Genomic DNA, 17,203 nt, shown 5'->3' on the forward strand with positions numbered 1-17,203 from the left:
TAATGAATTATTCTATAGCTGCGCTATCATCATTCCAAATTTCTCCTTCTGGGTCTTTACCATCCACAGGATTGTTCGCTGAAAGACTCATTACATAACTTGCTACTTGTTGAATTTCTGAAGGTTTTAGGGATTGTTTCCAAGAGACCATCCCTTTTCCACTACGACCTCCTTCAGAAATGGTATTAAAGATGTTCTTAATACCGCCCCCTAGAATCCAATACTCATCGGTTAGGTTTGGGCCAATACCACCGCCACCATCCATACGGTGACATGCGACACAGAGTGTGTTATAAATACCTTCGCCAGCTTTTAAATCGGATGCCTCTGTTAATAAAACGACATTATCAGCATCGATAAGATCCTTAGCGGTTTTCTTATATTCCTCAATGGCTATGGTGGCCGCGGCAACTTCTTTTTCAAGTTCCACATATTGATTATCGGCTCCTAGGATTTCAAAACGAACCAAATAAATGATCGCAAATACTATGGAGGCGTAAAAGCCATATTTCCACCATGGAGGTAAGGTGTTATCCAACTCCTGTATGCCGTCGTAATTGTGATCCATGATGACTTCTGCTTCCTTTTCTAAAGGTGTTGAATCCATGAGTTTATCCACAATCTTCTTAAACCACGCAAATTCATGCTCCTTTTCTTGCGCTAGGTCTTTTTGTGGAGAAATTGCTTGGGTAATTGAGTTCATTGCGGCTATCATGATCTCTAAGCCAATGAGGAGCACCACAAAAAGCCCTAAGAATAGTGCGACTTCTGGGTACTTTATAAAGGCTGGAATATCCCCTGAATCAATAAAGTATTCTGCCAATATAAAAACGACTGTTAGGATAAGTAATACTCTAAGATAGGATGTAAATGTTCTCATTTTTTGTCAGTTTTATCGTTGATATCCAAGGGTAAATGACTCATTTTTTGTAAGTAATCCTTTTTAGCAGTGGCAACCCACCAAAAAAGAAGAACAAAAAATATAAAGAACACTAGTAGTGAGATGATCGGATATATGGCAACCCCATCAATGGAATCCATATAATTTTTGACAAACTTCATCATAATGATTGCTTTTTAGGCTGTTGACTATCTTGTTCAAAATCGATGCTTATATCAGTACCTAATCGTTGTAGATAGGCTATTAGGGCAACGATTTCACGGTTTCTCATTTCAACAAAATCCTCACCACGTACCGCAGCTGCTCTTTTATCGGCCTCATAGGATTCTTTAAAGCTAGGATCTTGATATAAATTCTCTTCTATTTTCGATGCTTGGGCGTCCATATCCTCCTGGGCATTAGCGATCTCTTGCTCGGTATAAGGGACCCCTAGTTTTACCATGACTTTCATTTTGTCCTGTGTGTGGGAGCGATCAAGCTCATCGGTAATCAGCCATTGGTATGCAGGCATGATGCTTCCTGGAGAGGTGCTTTGCGGGTCGTACATATGATTGAAATGCCAAGAGTCACTGTATTTACCACCGATACGATGTAAATCAGGTCCAGTTCGCTTACTTCCCCATAAAAATGGGTGATCATAGACATATTCTCCAGCTTTAGAATACTCGCCATAGCGCTCCACCTCACTTCTAAAAGGGCGTATCATTTGAGAGTGACAAGACACACAACCCTCTCGTATATAAATATCGCGTCCTTCAAGTTCTAGGGGCGTGTATGGATTTACACTGGCTATGGTAGGAATGTTTGATTTGACCATAAGAGTTGGCACGATCTGAACAATTCCACCTATTAAAATTGCAATGGTAGCCAAAATGGTTAACTGTACAGGTTTTCTCTCTAGCCAACCGTGGAAGGTCTCCCCAGCGAGTTTCCGCCTTGATACCCTTACAAGTGGAGGAGCAGTAGCTAATTCATCTTCTAATTTCACACCTTTACGGATGGTGATAATAGCATTGTAAATTCCGATAACCGCACCAAGTAAGTAAAGGGTTCCTCCAGCAGCTCTCATCGCATACATAGGGATGATCTGGGTAACGGTTTCAAGGAAGTTTCCATAAACTAAAGTTCCATCAGGATTGAATTGGTTCCACATAGATGCCTGTGTAAAACCTGCCACATATAAAGGGATGGCATATAGGATAATACCAAGAGTTCCTAGCCAGAAATGGGTGTTGGCCAACTTGATAGAATATAGTTTTGTTTTAAATAATCGAGGCACTAGATAGTAGATCATACCAAAGGTTAAAAAACCGTTCCATGCTAGGGCCCCTACGTGAACGTGTGCGATAATCCAATCAGTGTAATGTCCAATGGCATTGACCGTTTTTAAGGACAAAAGTGGTCCTTCAAATGTAGCCATCCCATAACCGGTGATCGCAACGACAAAGAATTTTAATACCGGATCAACCCGTACTTTATCCCAGGCTCCTCTAAGGGTTAATAATCCGTTGATCATTCCTCCCCATGAAGGCGCAAGTAACATCACTGAAAAGGCTACCCCAAGGTTTTGTGCCCATTCAGGTAAGGCAGTATACAATAAGTGATGTGGTCCAGCCCAGATATAAATAAAGATCAGAGACCAGAAGTGAACAATGGATAAACGATAGGAATACACGGGTCTATTGGCCGCCTTTGGGACATAATAATACATCAGACCTAAAAAGGGTGTGGTTAGAAAGAATGCCACAGCATTATGCCCATACCACCACTGAACCAGTGCATCTTGAACTCCAGCATATACCGAATAACTCTTCATAAAACTTACAGGAAGTTCTATATTGTTAAAGATGTGTAGTACAGTTACAGTCACAAAGGTCCCCAAATAGAACCAAATTGCCACATAGAGGTGGCGTGTTCTTCGCCTTAAAATAGTCCAAATCATATTGGCTCCAAAAGCAAGCCATGCTAGGGCTAAAAGGATATCAATTGGCCATTCCAACTCGGCGTATTCTTTGGATGATGTATACCCAAGAGGTAAGGTGATCGCAGCGGATAGAATAACGAGCTGCCAACCCCAGAAATTGAAGTTACTTAAAAAGTCACTCGCCATTCGGGTCTTTAACAACCGCTGCAGTGAATGATATACCCCTGCAAAAATAGCATTACCAACAAAGGCAAAAATCACCGCGTTGGTATGCAATGGACGAAGTCTTCCAAAACTCAACCACGAGATCCCATCGGTCAGATGTGGGAAAACAAATAGAAAGGCCAGGAGCAAACCAACACCCATTCCAATGAGACCCCAAAACATGGTCGCATAAAGGAATTTTTTGACAATTTTATTGTCATAGTAAAACTGTTCTATTTCCATAGTTCAAGACTCTTATTTATTCAGTAATTTATTGTGTTTATTTGTTTGTTTTTGCTTGGATTCGCTATCAAATAGAATTCGAATAGCGGGGGTGTGACTATCGTCAAATTGGCCATTTTTCACCGCAATGATAAAAGCAGTGAAAAAGACAACTGCAATAATGATACTAAGGGATATCAGGATGTAAATTACACTCATAGCAATAGCTTTCTTTACGTTGCAAAATTAGGATGACCAAATCATTTAAATTATGATAAATGTCATGTTAATTTACGGCTGACCAAATAGGTGCTAAGGGTCGTGAATGCAACAATACTAATGGAACTCAATGGCATTAAAATAGCCGCTACCACAGGGGATAAATTTCCCGTGACGGCAAAGGATAATCCAATCACATTATACAGAAAGGAAATCACAAAACTCAGGTGAATTATTCGAACTCCTTTTTTACTCAGATGAAGGTATTTATCAAGGTTTTTAAGTTTGGAAGCATCCAAGATAGCATCACAGGCAGGCGAAAAAACATTCACATTCTCCGAAACTGCAATACCTACATGACTCTCTTTAAGCGCTCCCGCATCATTTAAACCATCCCCGACCATGAGCATTTTTGTACCCTCTCTTTGATGATCATTGATGTAGTTGTATTTATCCTCTGGTTTTTGATTGAAGAACATTTTTGTTCCCCCAGGAGAACGCTTTGTTAGATGCTCCGCTTCTTGGGCATTATCTCCGGAAAGGATGGCTATTTCATAGTGCTTGCTAAGGTTTTTAAATAATTCAAAAACACCTTCCCTATATTTATTTTGCACCACAAACTTTCCTTTATAATTACTGTTAGTACTTATGTGTACAGCGGTGTTTTCAATACCTGAGGATGCTTTGTGATTTAAAAATGAGGCTGAACCAATTTTTACAGTATCCGTTTCAAAAGTGGCTTCTATTCCCTTGCCAGCTGTTTCCTTGAAGTCATCCATGGTAAGGATGTTTTGAGAACGTAGCATGTGGTAGAGTTGCCTGCTCAAAGGGTGATTTGATCCGCGCAGGGTGCTTTTTAATAAGGCCTCTTCATGCGCATTTAGCGCCATTCCATGATATTGGATTTTACTTTGATCATTAGCGGTAATGGTTCCTGTTTTATCGAAGATAATACTGCTGATCTCAGCCATTCGGTTTATCACTTGTCCGTTCTTTAGATAAAAACCCCTCTTGCCATAAATACGCAGAAGGTTGCCATAGGTGAAAGGCTCCGCAAGAGCTAGTGCACATGGACATGCAATTATTAATACGGCAGAAAAAACATAGGCGGCATACCCTGCATCCCACCATAGCCAAAAGCCTAGGGTCGAGAAGGCTACCACAAGGATTACTAATGTAAAATACTTACTGATTTTATTGGTCAGTGCAAAATCCTGGGATTTCTCTTGGTGCTTCATGGTGTCTTTGCTCCAAAGTTGTGTTAAGTAACTTTGAGAAACACTTCGCAGAGCTTGGATCTCAATGGGCTGATCTTTTTGTTTTCCCCCAGCATATATTTTCTCACCAAGACTTTTGTGAATAGGGTTAGACTCACCAGTGACAAAACTGTAATCAATCTCAGCGTTCCCTTTTAAAAGAATGCAATCTACTGGGATAATTTCTTCATTTCTAATGAGTATACGATCTCCTTTTTTCACCTCTTTAACCTGTATATTCTCTTCCTTTCCATCCTTTATAAGGGTGACTCCAATAGGGAAATAACTTTTATAACTGCGCTCGAAGGATAAAAAGGCGTATGTTTTTTGTTGAAAATAACGCCCCACTAAAAGAAAGAACAGTAAGCCCGTAAGACTGTCAAAGAACCCTTGTCCCGTTTGCGCTATAATTTCATAGGTGCTTCTGGTAAATAATACAAAAACCCCAAGAGCAATCGGAAGGTCTATATTTAAAATGCCTTTTTTTAAACTTTTGTAGGCTGAAATAAAATAATCCGATGCCGCATAAAAAACAACGGGTAAGGAGAAGGCAAACATCAGCCATCGAAACAGCGGTTTGTATTGATCTAACCAAAACTCATTTACCTCAAAATATTCTGGGAAAGACAGTAGCATGACATTTCCGAACGAAAATCCTGCGACCCCAATTTTGTAGAGTAAGCTACGATCGGTTACTTGTTTTTCGGTATGCTTGTTCTCTAGGTTAATTTTGGCCGGATAACCGATAGAGGCCAATAGTATCACAAGCTGCTTTAACGACAGGGAATTGGAATTGTACACCAAGCGAACCGTTTTCTTAGGAAAGGTTACTTGAGCATCTTTTATATGGGGGTTGAGTTTATTGGCTTGTTCTAAAACCCAAATGCATGAACTACAGTGTATGTTTGGAATAAATAAATTGACAATCTGAATGCCATTTTCATTGAATTCGAGTAGCTGATCCGAAATATCTTTGTTATCAAGATAGTCATATTTGCCTGTAAATTGTGCAGGTGAGATCCCTGGATTTTTCTCCATATCGTAGTAGGAATGTAAATCGTGCTCACTCAGGATTTCATAGACCGTTTTACATCCATTACAACAAAAATCCTTTTGGTCCACTACAAAAGGTTCGTTCTCGAACTCAATACCACAATGAAAACAAGATTTACCCATAATTTCCCATGAAAGATGTGCAAATTTCAGTAAAGAAGTGCGGAAAATTTATGATATTTGTCATAAAAATGGAGCCCTATGCAAGAGTTGGATATGAGTAAATGTAGTCAGTGTATTGTGCGGAAATTTAGCGCTTTAAAAACCCTTGATAAATCGGAACTAATGTATATGTCCGAGTGCAAAACGGGGCAAACAATTAAGAAAGGTTCCTATATCTTTAATGAAGGTGATCACCTAAAAGGAGTCTATTGTGTTAAGTCTGGAGTTTGTAAATTAGTTAAATTATCTTCCAATGGCAGAAATCAAATCGTTCGATTTATAAGAAGAGGCGATCTTCTAGGTCAGCGTAGTATTGTTAGCGATGATGCGGTTAGTTTAAGCGCCATCGCGGTAGAAGATATGCAGGTGTGTTTTATACCTAAGACCGATATTCTAACAGTCTTTAAACAGAATTCCAATTTTTCCAATGAGATTATCAATGATATCTGTTACGATCTAAAGTTAGCCAATCATCAAATTGTGCGAATGGCCCATAAAACGGTGCGTGCTCGATTTGCCACCATTTTATTAGAATTACAAGAGGAGTTTGGTGAGGATAAGGATAAAAATCTTCGTTTAAAGCTCTCCAGGGAAGAGTATGCGAATCTTGTCGGAACTGCCACTGAGTCCATGATTCGAATGTTCGCCAATTTCTCCAAGGAAGGACTCATTCAATTGACAGGGAAGAATGTGGGTATCATCGATCAAGTGAAGCTTAAACAAATAGCGGAAGAGTAAGCCGCCAATAAAATGTGGGTTAGTTGTGATTATCTAATATGTTAATTACCTCCGTAAGGTTTTGCATTCTAGCATGATCTAAGGCTGTTAATCCATTGGCATCTTTTAATGATGGATCGGCATTATTTGAAAGTAGTAATTCTACGATAGCTGTCTTTCCAAAGGTTGCTGCATAAATCAAGGCGGTACCTTTATTTCCGTTGGCTAAGTTGACATCCGCGCCATGTTCGATCAATAATTTTGCAATATCTGTATACCCTTTAAAGCACACTCCCATCAGAGCAGTATTGCCCGAGGCATCCTTTATATTGACATCTGGTTCAAAGCTTAATATGGTTTGTGTAACCTCCTTGTGTCCGTAATAAGTTGCTAGAAGTAAAGGGGTTGATCCTCTAGCATCTTTAAGGTTGGTAAGTGTTGGAATTTCATGTAAAAATGCAGAAACCCTAGCGACGTCTCCAGTTCGAATGGCTTCAAAAAATTCTTCTGTTTTCATAAAGGGTTGCAGTATTGTTTTTTAAAATTTTTAACTTTCAACTCAAAAATACAACTTTTGCCTAAATCTTTTAGGGATTTTAATCTTTGAAAGTTCAATCTTCACATTATCTTAGTATACTAAAGCCCACGAAAAGTAGTAAAACCAGGCAGAGTACTTCTGTGAATTTAAAATAATCGGAAAATAAATAGTTAGTTTTAAAATAAAGACGTTACTTTGCAGCAGTGTTATGAAGCCTAATAAAATTTGGTGTTATTTATCCATCCGATATTTTTCAGTTCATCTTTTTTGACTTTATTCCATAGATATCTTAGACAACTTCTCTTTTGATAGTTGTTTAATGGGTATCGAGTTTTATACATTTTTTAAATATTTTAATATGAAAGAAGGAACAGTTAAGTTCTTCAACAGAACAAAAGGGTTTGGATTTATCACCACAGAAGACACTAAAGAAGATATCTTTGTACATGAAACTGGTTTGATAGATAACATCAACGAAAACGACCGCGTTAAATTTGATACCGAAAGAGGTAGAAAAGGAATGAACGCTGTAAACGTTGAAGTAATAGACTAAGACAAAAAAATGAAAACCATCTACAAAATAGATGGTTTTTTTAATCTCAAATATATAATATGCTGATAATACCCATTAAAGAAGGCGAAAATATTGATCGTGCCTTGAAACGTTACAAACAAAAATACCGTAAAACACAACAGCTTAGAAATCTACGTGACAATCAACAATTTACTAAGAAGTCACAAGAGCGTAGAGTGCAGATTGCTAAAGCAATTTACAAGCAAGAATACCAAAGAAAGCTAGAGGAATAATCATCTAGCTTTTTTATTTAACTATTTTCTAGTCTTTATTTACAATCACATCAATGGCCACCACCAAACCTTCATTAGATCTGACGTTAAATACGGTTTGGTCTTCGAAGATTAAGTATTGTCCCTTAATTCCCTTTAAGACGCCTTGATATTCTGGTGTTTTAAGAAGGTTTAAGCTTTTAGGTTTCACGGGGTAGGCCTCTACTGGAAACTCAATATTGGTCTCTGAATTATCTTCTATAAAATAGGGTTTTACTTCCTCTGGCAAATAGTTCTTTAATGCAGCCCCATAAGCCTTTAGATCCTCATCTTTGATGTCGTTTTGAAGCATTTTTCGCCAGTTGGTTTTATCCGATACATGTTCCTTTAACGCAACCTCTGCAATACCAGCGAGATATCTATTAGGTGTTTCAAGAATTTCTAATGCTTCATGAGCACCCTGGTCGATCCATCGCGTAGGGATTTGATTTTTTCGAGTTACACCGACTTTGATGCTACTGGAATTTGCTAGATATACGATATGTGGCTGTAATTGCATTTCTTTTTCATAAGCTAAATCCCGGTCCTCTATTTCTAAATGTGCTTGACTTAATTCAGGGCGTATGATCCAGTCTGCGGCTTTAGGAGTTTCAAAAAAGCAACTTCTGCAAAACCCTTGTCTGTAAATAGGCTTATCGTTATGGCAACTCAAGCACGCAAATCTCAAAAATTTTATGCGGATGGTTTTATTGAGCAGTTGATTGAAATGAATATAGTTGGTGTCCAAAACTAAGTAGTAACTAACGGGTTTGGTATTTTCTGTGCGCATTTTGGTCAGTACACCTTCGAACATCATAAAAGTTTTTGCTATTTTTAGCAAATATAAATCAAAATATGTCATTTCCACTAATTAACTCTATTGCTTCCTGGTTTCTAAAGAAGCGGTTCCATCAGATGGAATTGTTCTTAAAATATCCTGCTGAGGTGCAGACTGAAGTGCTGAACCATTTACTGAGTAGATCCAGCGATACAGAGCTTGGAAAACAATACGGATTCTCGGAAATCAGCTCCTATAAAACCTTCACCGAACGTGTGCCCATTGTTCGCTATGAAGATATTGAGCCTATGATTGAGCGTTCCAGAAAAGGGGAGTCGAATATCTTTTGGCCCACACCTATTAAATGGTTTGCTAAAAGTAGCGGAACCACCAACGCGAAGAGTAAGTTTATACCAGTAAGTACAGAGTCCCTTGAGGATTGTCACTTTAAGGCCGGTAAAGACATGTTATCCCTTTATTTTAATAATAATGAGGAATCTAAACTTTTTGATGGGAAGAGTTTACGTTTGGGAGGAAGTAAGGAGCTTTATCAAAGCAACCAAACTTTTTTTGGTGATTTATCGGCCATTATCATTGATAATATGCCGTTTTGGGCGGAAATGAGTAGTACTCCCAGTAATAAGGTTTCTTTGATGAGTGAGTGGGAGAACAAGCTTTCCGCTATAGTTCAAGAAACCGTAGGGGAAAATGTCACCAGTTTGGCTGGTGTTCCTTCCTGGATGCTTGTGCTTTTAAACAAAGTCTTAGAAGATACAGGGAAGTCTAATTTATTTGAGATCTGGGAAAACCTTGAAGTTTACTTTCACGGAGGGGTGAGTTTTCATCCTTATAAAGAACAATACCAGCGTATATTACCGCGTCAAAGTTTCCGGTATTACGAAATATACAATGCATCTGAAGGTTTCTTTGCAATTCAAGATAGAAACGATTCGGATGAGTTGTTACTGATGTTGGATTATGGAATTTTCTTTGAGTTCATTCCTATGGACACCTATGGTACTCCAAATGAAAAAGTATTGCCCATATGGGAGGTGACTTTAGATACCAATTATGCCATCGTAATTACGACCAATGCTGGATTATGGCGTTATCTTATTGGGGACACTGTCAGATTTACCTCCAAGGATCCTTACAGAATAAAAGTCACTGGACGAACAAAACACCATATCAATGTTTTCGGTGAAGAATTAATTATTGAGAATGCCGAAGAAGCTTTAAAAAGAACTTGTAAGGCAACAGGAGCCGAGATTGTTGATTATACAGCTGGGCCAGTATTTATGGAAGGAAAGGACAAAGGAGGTCATGAGTGGATCATCGAATTTAGAAAAATGCCGGAGTCCTTGGATAACTTCCGCAAGGAAATGGATCTTGCGCTACAGGCAGTGAATTCGGATTACGAGGCCAAGCGCTATAACAATATGACTTTGAATCCACCAATCCTACACGTAGGCAGAAAAGATTTGTTTTATGACTGGTTAAAGAAATACGATAAGCTAGGAGGACAACATAAAATTCCTAGGCTCTCCAGTAATAGGCATTACTTAGAGGAGTTACTAAAAATGAACAACGAAAATTAATACGGCCTTCTATTAGCAAGTATCTTTATTTTAAGTCAGGGTTGATCCCTAACACATTTTCTTCAATATAAGTATTGATAAATTCAGTCGTCATATGGTTTTTTCCAAGAAGGTCTTCCGATTTAATGATATGGGCAATATCTAATTTTCGATAAGCCTCTAACATGGGTTTGGAGATAGGTTTATAACTATAATGCCATGGTTCGTAATAAAAACCTTTTCGATCTGGGTTGTCAGTGTAAACTAGATAGAACCCAAACTTCTGAGCGTTTTCATCCATCCATTCTTTGAGTTTGCAAAACGGGCCATCTCCTTCATATTTTTCGGGAACCAACACATTACCACTATAAGTTGCTGCAGCATCGATAATATCGATATCAGTTCCCCAGTGGTGTCTAGAGGTTCCAGGGTAGGTAGAATACTCAATGATTTTGTCCATAGCTTCCACGGGACTCATTCCTTGAGCAGTATAAGCCTTGTATTTTCGATTCCATATGGATTTTTGCCTAGAAAAATCGCGATGTCCTGAGACTACTTGAATTTCAATCCCTTGTTTTTCGGCCTCAGCTTTCATTTTTATAAAGGCATCGTAGGCTTGTTTTTGTAAACCAATTCCATCACCAAATAGGGCTAGGGAAGTTTTACCTGTTAAGACCTCAATAGAGTAGTTTTCTTGTGCTAGGCATGACATATGACTAATGACTAGGCAGAAAATAAAAAATAGAAAAGATGTTTTCAAAATAATTGATGTTGTTTGAGATAAAGATACAATTTATAAGTGGACTGAAGTTGATGGTTAAGGAGAGTTTACTTCGAAATGGATAGTTTCTACAACCCCTTTAGATGGAAATACTTCGAGGCAAAAAAAGAATACTAAACTTTTTATGATACCTTTGTGAAGGTCATAATAATTACATTTCTATACTAGAATCGCAAGCAGTAGAAGCCAGTTGGTAAGAATGGAGCTTTGGTTCTAAAAGCAACCAATAGTTCATCAGAAGAGTTTAAACCAATTAGAGAATATGGAATTTAAAAATACAAGAGAATTTGCCCAAATGCTCGATACCAAGGATGTTTTACGTTCCTATAAAAAGCAGTTTATATTTCCACAGTTCAATAATAAAGACGTGTTGTATTTTACAGGGAATTCCTTAGGGCTTCAGCCAAAAAGAACCCGTGGTTTTCTCGATGAGATATTAAATGACTGGGGAACTTTAGCGGTAGAAGGTCATTTCTATGCAGAAAAACCGTGGTGGGATTATCACCAACGTTTAGCAGCGCCTTTAGCTAAAGTGGTCGGTGCAAAACCCAGTGAGGTTACTGTCATGAATACCTTAACGGTCAACCTTCATTTACTGATGGTAAGCTTTTACAATCCCACAAAAAACCGTTATAAAATCTTATGTGAAGAAAAAGCTTTTCCGTCGGATCAGTATATGTTTTTGAGTCAACTTCGAACACATGGACTTGATCCTAACGATGCCCTTATTGAATTAAAAAAACGGCCAGGAGAAAACCACTGGAGAACTTCTGATATTATAGAAAAGATCAAGTTACACAAGGATGAATTGGCCCTGGTGCTTATCGGAGGTGTTAATTATTATAACGGTCAGGTATTCGATATAAAAACAATTACACAGGCAGCAAAACAAACAGGTGCTATGGTTGGCTGGGATCTTGCTCATGCCGCTGGTAACATCCCTCTTGAGCTGCATAACTGGGAAGTAGATTTTGCGGCGTGGTGCAGCTATAAATATATGAATAGTGGCCCTGGGAATGCCTCTGGAGTGTTCATTAATGAAAAGTATCACAATCGTAAAGATATTCCACGTTTCGAAGGCTGGTGGGGTACTAAAAAAGAAACGCGGTTTCAGATGAAGCCAGAATTTGAGCCGATGGAAAATGCAGATGCATGGCAGATTAGTAATTCTGCTGTGATGACCATGGCACCGTATTTAGCTTCCTTAGAAATGTTCGAAAAGGTAGGTATGCAAGCCTTACATACTAAAAGCAAAACACTAACAGCATACCTAGAATTCATATTGGATGACATAAATATAAAGAGTAATCAGAAAAAGGCCATAGAGATTATTACCCCAAAAGATCGTGGGTGTCAGCTCTCTTTATTTGTACATGGTAAAGGAAGAGAATTATTTGATTATTTAATGGAAAACGGAGTCATTGTGGATTGGCGAGAGCCCAATGTGATTCGCTTGGCTCCTGTTCCCTTTTATAATTCCTTTGAGGATTTATATGAATTCGGTCAAATTTTGAAAGCTGGAATTTAAAGTCATTGCGTTTTATAGACGAAGGGTTGTACTGCTTGGTCACTTATTTATTAAAAAATTGCCATTGCAGTACAACCCTTATCACTATTAACGAAAAATTAAAAACGCATCGGAACTTCCATAATTAATATTTTCGAATTGGTGTCAGCTTTAACATCGATGGTATCGACCTGATAAACCCCTAGACCATCTCGTCGGTTGAGTTCTTGTTCGTTTACACTTGCATCTCCTTCAATAACAAAAGCATAGACGCCATTGGTTGGGTCATGTAGTGTATATTGTATGCTCTTACCCTTATCGAGTTCTGTGATGTTAAACCAAGCATCTTGATTGATAGTAACTCCCGCATCCTCTCTATTAGGAGAAACAATTTGCTGAAGTTTATTTTTTCGATCCTCCAACTTCATACTGATTTGACTGTAGGTTGGATCAATATTTCTTTTCTTGGGAAGGATCCAGATTTGAAGTAGGTGAACTTCTTTATCCTCATTTTTGTTATATTCACTGTGAAACACACCAGTCCCTGCACTCATGGATTGAATATCACCTTCTTTGATAACCTCTTTGTTACCCATGCTATCTTCATGCTCAAGATCTCCATAGAGTGGTATTGAAATGATCTCCATATTTTCATGAGGGTGCTTTCCAAAACCTCTTCCACCTGCAATTACATCATCATTAAGAACTCTTAAGACACCAAAATTCATTCGATCGGGATCATAATAGTTTGCAAAGCTAAAAGTGTGATGAGAATCTAACCATCCATGATTTGCGTGACCTCTAGAATCTGCTTTGTGTAAAACTGTTTTCATGATTTTTTTATTTAACTATTTTAGACGTAGAAACCTTAGATATCTTACACTTGGCAAACCCAGGAAAAATGAATTCACTGGAGCGGAATCTTACCCTGATACATTGACTTTAATACCCGTAAAATACAGTTTAAACACCCCATTATCATTCTGGTGCATGGTGGCTATTTTTAAACCTTCGAAGTCTTTATAGTTTTCCCAAGTAGTGATCATACAATTGGAAGTAGAGTTGCCTTCTCTATAAACCCATTCCTTCACCATGTTGTTCTTATCAACATAGAAGTCATAGGCATCTCCTGGGGTATATCCACCCTGATTTTCATATACGATGGTTAGTTTTTGTAGGCTGTCCTGGCTAAGAGGTGCTATAGCCATCACAGGTTCCTTGAAAGATTTATGATCATCCCAAAGGAGTTTATAAGGAGCAAGTAACCAATAGACATCATTTATAAAGTTCTTGTCTGCGGCTAACTCTTGATCACTTAAAATACGATCGCGATTAAAATCCAGCCGCTTACCATCTTTAATTAGCGTTACCTCATTTTTCTTGGGACGCCATTCCCAACTTCGTTCGAAGTGTGTAGTATCGCGATCTACGTTAAAAGTGAATTGGATTTCCTCTACGTTATTCCAATGCTCAATTCCATGAGCATAGGCAACTTTTTCTAATGCATTAAGAGGCTTTTTCTCTTCTTTTTTTTGACAGCTAATTACTAGAAGAGCACATAATAGTAGGTGAAATGATTTCATAATTAAAATATTGAACAATTAGACAAGGGCATGTTTATATTGATCCAACCTAGGTAATTCATAATTTGAGCGGTTTGTACCATTATCCTATGTGATTTACCGAGTGGTGTGCCCGACAACATTCAGGTTGAAGGGATGCGTTTCTACTACAATAATACGAAAAAATCAGTTAGCGTTTATAGTGTTCAACTGTAATAAGAGATTAAAAATTTCAAATGGAATGCCTCACAGAGAGTAGATAGGGAAAGTCAATTTATGAAATTAAGTTTTTGTAAACCAAAAATATATAGTTAACTTTAACTAGAAACTGTTGGTTGTTTCCCGATAGGATAGCAACCGACTTGGGGTAGTTTTGGGAAGCTAAGAGTAGGTTGAAATAAGACGTACTTTTAGCTTCTTTTACGCCTTGTTAAAAAAGACCGTTAATCTCAGCGTCTATTTTATTTATGATCTCTCCAAGATCTTCTGGATTATCTACAAAGTTGTAATTGTCGACATCTACGATAAGCATTTTTCCACGGTCATAGGTATGTATAAATGCTTCATAGCGTTCATTTAACCTGCTTAAATAGTCTATCGAAATAGAGTTTTCATATTCGCGACCTCTCTTGTGGATTTGATTCACCAGGTTAGGAATTGAACTTCGTAAATAGATCATAAGGTCAGGGGATTGTACCAAACTTTCCATCAACTCAAAAAGCGAGGTGTAGTTTTCATAATCTCTATTGGTCATTAGACCCATTGAATGAAGGTTGGGTGCAAAGATATATGCGTCCTCGTATATGGTTCGATCTTGGATTATTTTTTTTCCACTTTTACGAATCTCTAAAATTTGCCGAAATCGACTGTTTAAGAAATAGATCTGAAGGTTAAAACTCCAGCGCTCCATTTGGGTATAAAAATCATCCAAATATGGGTTGTCCACCACATCTTCGTATTGAGGTTCCCATTTGAAGTGTTTGGCAAGCAGCCTAGTGAGGGTTGTCTTTCCCGCGCCTATATTCCCAGCGATTGCAACATGCATATCAAAATCGTTTAAGTGAAACTAATATCCAGGGGTAAATATACAAGTTATAGCCTTTGTAATAAAAATTAATTTAGAGGAAGCTTTTTTAGGGGTTTTCCCAGTTGATTTCAAAAGAAGAAAAGGGGATGCAATCTCCAAGGAGAAAGCATTATAATTAACCATTGTATTTAAGAAATTTACCCATTTCTTTTTTTTTCCAAGCCTAATGGTGAAAAAAGTATCGAAAGGTTTTTCAATTTAAATCTAATGTGTACCTTTGTCCACAGAATTTTGAGGAAAGATTTGACTGATTGCCACCTCGTAAAAAAAGCGCTAAAGCAGTAATTTACTTCTTTAGGCTTTCTCGGCAGCATACTTTCCAAAGAATAATAGTTTAGATTTTTTAGTATTATGGGATATTTATTTACATCGGAGTCCGTAAGTGAAGGACATCCAGATAAAATTGCTGACCAAGTAAGCGACGCTTTATTAGATCATTTCTTAGCTTTTGATCCAGAGAGTAAGGTTGCATGTGAAACCCTTGTTACCACTGGACAGGTTGTCTTGGCAGGAGAGGTGAAAAGTGGAACCTATCTCGATGTTCAATCCATTGCTAGAGACGTCATTAACACTATAGGGTACACCAAAGGTGCTTACCAATTTAGCGGTGATTCTTGTGGGGTGATCTCTTTGATCCATGAGCAATCTCAGGACATAAACCAAGGGGTTGATCGAGCTACTAAAGAACAACAGGGTGCTGGTGATCAAGGAATGATGTTCGGATATGCCACTAATGAAACTGATAATTATATGCCTTTGGCCCTGGATATATCGCATAAATTAATGCATACCTTGGCACAGCTTCGCAGAGAAGCAGATCAGATTTCTTACCTAAGACCAGACGCCAAAGCTCAGGTCACCATTGAATATTCAGATGATAATGTTCCTTTGAGAATCGATACGATTGTCATCTCAACACAACACGATCCTTTTGATAAAGATGACAAGGTGATGCTAGCGACTATTAAAAAGGACTTGTTGGAAATCTTAATTCCAAGAGTTATTGCCCAGTTGCCTCCGGCAATACAACTCCTCTTTAATGATGATATTAAATACTACATCAATCCAACAGGTAAATTTGTTATTGGTGGGCCACATGGGGATACAGGTTTGACTGGAAGAAAAATTATCGTAGATACCTATGGTGGAAAAGGAGCGCACGGGGGAGGTGCATTTAGCGGTAAAGACCCAAGTAAAGTGGATAGAAGTGCTGCTTATGCCTCGAGACACATTGCAAAAAATTTAGTTGCGGCAGGAGTAGCAGACGAAATTTTAGTCCAAGTTAGTTACGCTATTGGGGTAGTGGAACCTACGTCTGTTTTTGTAAACACCTACGGTAGTTCTAAAGTAGATTTGACCGACGGAGAAATCGCAGCAAAAGTCCTGGAGTTATTTGATTTGCGACCTTTTGCCATTGAAGAAAGACTTAAACTCAGAAATCCGATATATCTGGAGACCGCTGCCTATGGGCATATGGGTAAAGACCCAGTAACCATTACCAAAGTGTTCGAATCTCCCTATAATGGTAGAGTGGAACGCGAAGTTGAGTTATTTACCTGGGAAAAGTTAGATTATGTAGAACAAGTTAAAGAAGCGTTCTCATTAATGGAATTTGCACAGAAATAAAGTGCTTATAATGGCGTAAAAAATACCAATGGTAACCTAGTTTATACCTTGAGAACTAAAAAGCGTTTTCTAAAAATTGAACTAAAGTTCAAAAATTTAATGTGATTGTTATCAAGAAAGGCGGAAGGAATAGACCTTGTGATGCCTTAGCAACCCTTAGTGAATGGAAATTCCAATTCACACAACAAGAAGGTGCTACATTCTACTGCGGTGAAAATTGCAGATAGATAACCCCTATAAGATCCTTCCTTAGAATTTTTTAGA

Annotated in this window: 17 protein-coding genes and 1 riboswitch; of the genes, 6 read left to right on the forward strand and 11 right to left on the reverse strand. The window is 38.1% G+C overall.

Translation table 11 applies throughout. The features are described 5' to 3' along the window. Positions 1-7: 7 nt before the first annotated feature. The 5 genes from VKY50_RS06045 to VKY50_RS06065 all read right to left on the reverse strand — a co-directional run bounded on the left by VKY50_RS06045 (position 8) and on the right by VKY50_RS06065 (position 5,902). Positions 8-880: a cbb3-type cytochrome c oxidase N-terminal domain-containing protein gene (locus VKY50_RS06045; RefSeq protein WP_324299894.1), complete on the reverse strand. Its 873-nt coding sequence runs from the start codon at positions 878-880 to the stop codon at positions 8-10. Continuing rightward, the gene (locus VKY50_RS06050) at positions 877-1,065 is read right to left on the reverse strand and encodes a CcoQ/FixQ family Cbb3-type cytochrome c oxidase assembly chaperone (RefSeq protein WP_324299896.1); all 189 of its coding nucleotides are present in this window, start codon (positions 1,063-1,065) and stop codon (positions 877-879) included. The genes VKY50_RS06045 and VKY50_RS06050 overlap by 4 nt, the downstream gene beginning before the upstream one ends. After that, positions 1,062-3,272, reverse strand: coding sequence for a cytochrome-c oxidase, cbb3-type subunit I (gene ccoN / locus VKY50_RS06055; protein ID WP_324299898.1), 2,211 nt, complete (start codon positions 3,270-3,272; stop codon positions 1,062-1,064). Before ccoN ends, VKY50_RS06050 begins: the two co-directional genes overlap by 4 nt. Positions 3,273-3,284: 12 nt before the next feature. After that, positions 3,285-3,470, reverse strand: a complete 186-nt coding sequence (ccoS, locus tag VKY50_RS06060) for a cbb3-type cytochrome oxidase assembly protein CcoS (RefSeq protein ID WP_324299900.1) — start codon at positions 3,468-3,470, stop codon at positions 3,285-3,287. 62 nt (positions 3,471-3,532) lie between these two features. Continuing rightward, on the reverse strand, positions 3,533-5,902 hold the full coding sequence (locus VKY50_RS06065) for a heavy metal translocating P-type ATPase (RefSeq protein WP_324299902.1): 2,370 nt from the start codon (positions 5,900-5,902) through the stop codon (positions 3,533-3,535). Between the two features lie 78 nt (positions 5,903-5,980). Between VKY50_RS06065 and VKY50_RS06070 the strand changes: the two genes are divergently transcribed. Further along, positions 5,981-6,679 carry a Crp/Fnr family transcriptional regulator gene (locus VKY50_RS06070; protein ID WP_324299904.1) on the forward strand — a complete coding sequence of 233 codons (699 nt, stop codon included), beginning with the start codon at positions 5,981-5,983 and terminating at the stop codon, positions 6,677-6,679. 19 nt (positions 6,680-6,698) lie between these two features. Here VKY50_RS06070 and VKY50_RS06075 read toward each other — a convergent pair whose 3' ends face one another. Then, on the reverse strand, positions 6,699-7,175 hold the full coding sequence (locus tag VKY50_RS06075; RefSeq protein ID WP_324299906.1) for an ankyrin repeat domain-containing protein: 477 nt from the start codon (positions 7,173-7,175) through the stop codon (positions 6,699-6,701). Positions 7,176-7,554: 379 nt separating this feature from the next. Here VKY50_RS06075 and VKY50_RS06080 point away from each other — a divergent pair, with 379 nt between their 5' ends. Beyond that, positions 7,555-7,749 carry a cold-shock protein gene (locus tag VKY50_RS06080; RefSeq protein ID WP_324299908.1) on the forward strand — a complete coding sequence of 65 codons (195 nt, stop codon included), beginning with the start codon at positions 7,555-7,557 and terminating at the stop codon, positions 7,747-7,749. Between the two features lie 59 nt (positions 7,750-7,808). Next, entirely contained in the window at positions 7,809-8,003 is a 195-nt protein-coding gene (gene rpsU, locus VKY50_RS06085) for a 30S ribosomal protein S21 (RefSeq protein WP_324299910.1), read from the forward strand. 28 nt (positions 8,004-8,031) lie between these two features. Here the strand turns inward: rpsU and VKY50_RS06090 are convergent, their stop codons facing one another. After that, a complete protein-coding gene (locus VKY50_RS06090; RefSeq protein ID WP_324299912.1) occupies positions 8,032-8,838 on the reverse strand; it encodes a DUF2797 domain-containing protein in 807 nt (268 codons plus the stop codon). 38 nt (positions 8,839-8,876) lie between these two features. Here VKY50_RS06090 and VKY50_RS06095 point away from each other — a divergent pair, with 38 nt between their 5' ends. Next, positions 8,877-10,397: a GH3 auxin-responsive promoter family protein gene (locus VKY50_RS06095; RefSeq protein ID WP_324299914.1), complete on the forward strand. Its 1,521-nt coding sequence runs from the start codon at positions 8,877-8,879 to the stop codon at positions 10,395-10,397. Between the two features lie 25 nt (positions 10,398-10,422). Here VKY50_RS06095 and VKY50_RS06100 read toward each other — a convergent pair whose 3' ends face one another. Beyond that, on the reverse strand, positions 10,423-11,088 hold the full coding sequence (locus VKY50_RS06100) for a M15 family metallopeptidase (protein ID WP_324299916.1): 666 nt from the start codon (positions 11,086-11,088) through the stop codon (positions 10,423-10,425). A 331-nt stretch (positions 11,089-11,419) separates the two neighbouring features. On the opposite strand from VKY50_RS06100, the gene kynU reads away from it, so the two are divergent. Further along, positions 11,420-12,685 carry a kynureninase gene (gene kynU / locus VKY50_RS06105; protein WP_324299918.1) on the forward strand — a complete coding sequence of 422 codons (1,266 nt, stop codon included), beginning with the start codon at positions 11,420-11,422 and terminating at the stop codon, positions 12,683-12,685. Positions 12,686-12,783: 98 nt separating this feature from the next. On the opposite strand, the gene VKY50_RS06110 is transcribed toward kynU, so the two are convergent. The 3 genes from VKY50_RS06110 to VKY50_RS06120 form a co-directional block, all read right to left on the reverse strand. After that, positions 12,784-13,497 (reverse strand): pirin family protein, encoded by a 714-nt coding sequence (locus tag VKY50_RS06110; protein ID WP_324299920.1) that lies wholly within the window; start codon positions 13,495-13,497, stop codon positions 12,784-12,786. A 90-nt stretch (positions 13,498-13,587) separates the two neighbouring features. Next, positions 13,588-14,247, reverse strand: a complete 660-nt coding sequence (locus VKY50_RS06115) for a hypothetical protein (protein WP_324299921.1) — start codon at positions 14,245-14,247, stop codon at positions 13,588-13,590. A gap of 409 nt (positions 14,248-14,656) precedes the next feature. Beyond that, on the reverse strand, positions 14,657-15,271 hold the full coding sequence (locus VKY50_RS06120; protein ID WP_324299923.1) for a deoxynucleoside kinase: 615 nt from the start codon (positions 15,269-15,271) through the stop codon (positions 14,657-14,659). A 393-nt stretch (positions 15,272-15,664) separates the two neighbouring features. On the opposite strand from VKY50_RS06120, the gene metK reads away from it, so the two are divergent. After that, entirely contained in the window at positions 15,665-16,939 is a 1,275-nt protein-coding gene (gene metK / locus VKY50_RS06125) for a methionine adenosyltransferase (protein ID WP_324299925.1), read from the forward strand. Positions 16,940-17,044: 105 nt separating this feature from the next. Next, a riboswitch (SAM riboswitch) is annotated at positions 17,045-17,173 on the forward strand. Positions 17,174-17,203 lie beyond the last annotated feature (30 nt).

Origin of the sequence: Galbibacter sp. (assembly GCF_035306585.1) — a bacterium.
Taxonomy (GTDB): domain Bacteria; phylum Bacteroidota; class Bacteroidia; order Flavobacteriales; family Flavobacteriaceae; genus Galbibacter.

Excerpts from the sequence above, each read along its gene's own strand:
- VKY50_RS06045 (WP_324299894.1), bottom strand. The coding sequence starts at position 880 with ATGAGAACATTTACATCCTATCTTAGAGTATTACTTATCCTAACAGTC.
- VKY50_RS06050 (WP_324299896.1), bottom strand. The coding sequence starts at position 1,065 with ATGATGAAGTTTGTCAAAAATTATATGGATTCCATTGATGGGGTTGCC.
- ccoN (WP_324299898.1), bottom strand. The coding sequence starts at position 3,272 with ATGGAAATAGAACAGTTTTACTATGACAATAAAATTGTCAAAAAATTC.
- ccoS (WP_324299900.1), bottom strand. The coding sequence starts at position 3,470 with ATGAGTGTAATTTACATCCTGATATCCCTTAGTATCATTATTGCAGTT.
- VKY50_RS06065 (WP_324299902.1), bottom strand. The coding sequence starts at position 5,902 with ATGGGTAAATCTTGTTTTCATTGTGGTATTGAGTTCGAGAACGAACCT.
- VKY50_RS06070 (WP_324299904.1), top strand. The coding sequence starts at position 5,981 with ATGCAAGAGTTGGATATGAGTAAATGTAGTCAGTGTATTGTGCGGAAA.
- VKY50_RS06075 (WP_324299906.1), bottom strand. The coding sequence starts at position 7,175 with ATGAAAACAGAAGAATTTTTTGAAGCCATTCGAACTGGAGACGTCGCT.
- VKY50_RS06080 (WP_324299908.1), top strand. The coding sequence starts at position 7,555 with ATGAAAGAAGGAACAGTTAAGTTCTTCAACAGAACAAAAGGGTTTGGA.
- rpsU (WP_324299910.1), top strand. The coding sequence starts at position 7,809 with ATGCTGATAATACCCATTAAAGAAGGCGAAAATATTGATCGTGCCTTG.
- VKY50_RS06090 (WP_324299912.1), bottom strand. The coding sequence starts at position 8,838 with ATGATGTTCGAAGGTGTACTGACCAAAATGCGCACAGAAAATACCAAA.
- VKY50_RS06095 (WP_324299914.1), top strand. The coding sequence starts at position 8,877 with ATGTCATTTCCACTAATTAACTCTATTGCTTCCTGGTTTCTAAAGAAG.
- VKY50_RS06100 (WP_324299916.1), bottom strand. The coding sequence starts at position 11,088 with ATGTCATGCCTAGCACAAGAAAACTACTCTATTGAGGTCTTAACAGGT.
- kynU (WP_324299918.1), top strand. The coding sequence starts at position 11,420 with ATGGAATTTAAAAATACAAGAGAATTTGCCCAAATGCTCGATACCAAG.
- VKY50_RS06110 (WP_324299920.1), bottom strand. The coding sequence starts at position 13,497 with ATGAAAACAGTTTTACACAAAGCAGATTCTAGAGGTCACGCAAATCAT.
- VKY50_RS06115 (WP_324299921.1), bottom strand. The coding sequence starts at position 14,247 with ATGAAATCATTTCACCTACTATTATGTGCTCTTCTAGTAATTAGCTGT.
- VKY50_RS06120 (WP_324299923.1), bottom strand. The coding sequence starts at position 15,271 with ATGCATGTTGCAATCGCTGGGAATATAGGCGCGGGAAAGACAACCCTC.
- metK (WP_324299925.1), top strand. The coding sequence starts at position 15,665 with ATGGGATATTTATTTACATCGGAGTCCGTAAGTGAAGGACATCCAGAT.